A 1,171-nucleotide genomic window follows, 5' to 3' on the forward strand; every position below is an offset into this window, starting at 1 on the left:
ACTGTGCTCGGTGATTGATCCGGGAGATCAGATCACCACTTGGCTAGATAGTTCCCCGATTTGTGCAACAAGGCCCCTGCAGGATGAGCTGACCCCTGATGTTCCCTTGTCGGAAATCACCCTGACATGTAACCCGCACTATCGCTATGGCGGCAATCTGACCGATGAAGAGCGCGAGGCGCGCTTGCAGTCTGACACCATCGCGGAACTCATCTCCTACGCCATCGGCTGCATGATGGGTCGTTATTCGCTTGACCGCGAAGGCTTGGTGTACGCCCATGCCGGTAACGAGGGCTTTAAGGCGCTGGTGGAAGAGGGCGCCTATGCCACCTTCGCCGCCGATGACGATGGCATCTTGCCGTTAACCTCTGAGAACTGGTTTAGCGATGATGTGGCGGCGCGTATCGAGCAGTTTGTAAGCGCCGTCTGGGGCAAAGAGACCCTTGAAGAGAACCTCAATTTTATCGCCGACAGCCTGACCCTTTACGCGGTGAAGCCTGCGAAAAAGGGCGGCGAAACCGCCCGCGAGACCCTGCGCCGTTATCTCTCGACCCAGTTTTATAAAGACCACCTGAAGACCTACAAAAAGCGGCCGATCTACTGGCTGTTCAGCTCCGGCAAAGAGAAAGCCTTTGAGTGTTTGGTCTACCTGCACCGCTACCGCGAATCGACCCTGCCACGGATGCGCACCGAATACGTGACACCACTGCTCGGTCAGATGGCCGGGCGTATCGAACGCTTGCGCTTGCAGCAAACCGAAGCCAGCACCGCGGAAGCCAAGCGCATCGGCAAAGAGATCGACAGTCTCACCAAGCAGCTTAGTGAACTGCGCGCCTTTGATGACCAGCTTAAACACCATGCAGATATGCGCATCACGCTGGATCTCGATGACGGGGTCAAGGTCAACTGCGGCAAATTCGGCACCCTGCTCAGCGATGTCAAAGCCATCACCGGCGATAAGGGCGAGTAACCGACCCATCTCAAATCATGGCGAGAGCTGCCGCTTGTGCGGCAGCTCCCATTTTGCTTATTGCCGTTCAAGATGGAGGGTTATCCCTTGGACTTGGCTGGTGCGAGCGTAGTATTTTATTGATCCGACATTCCGCACCCGCTTCATGAATAAATCTGCCGGTATCGAGGGCCGAGAACGTCGATGATGGTCTCCTGAACG

At 56.1% G+C, this 1,171-nt stretch carries 1 protein-coding gene; it reads left to right on the top strand.

Annotation, left to right across the window (positions count from 1 at the left end):
• A partial coding sequence (locus OKB81_RS20415) for a hypothetical protein (protein ID WP_442866129.1) occupies nt 1–970 on the top strand: 970 nt, incomplete at its 5' end.
• Between the last annotated feature and the right edge of the window lie 201 nt (nt 971–1,171).

It is taken from the genome of Aeromonas sp. QDB56 (assembly GCF_027705505.1).
GTDB classification, from domain to species: domain Bacteria; phylum Pseudomonadota; class Gammaproteobacteria; order Enterobacterales; family Aeromonadaceae; genus Aeromonas; species Aeromonas caviae.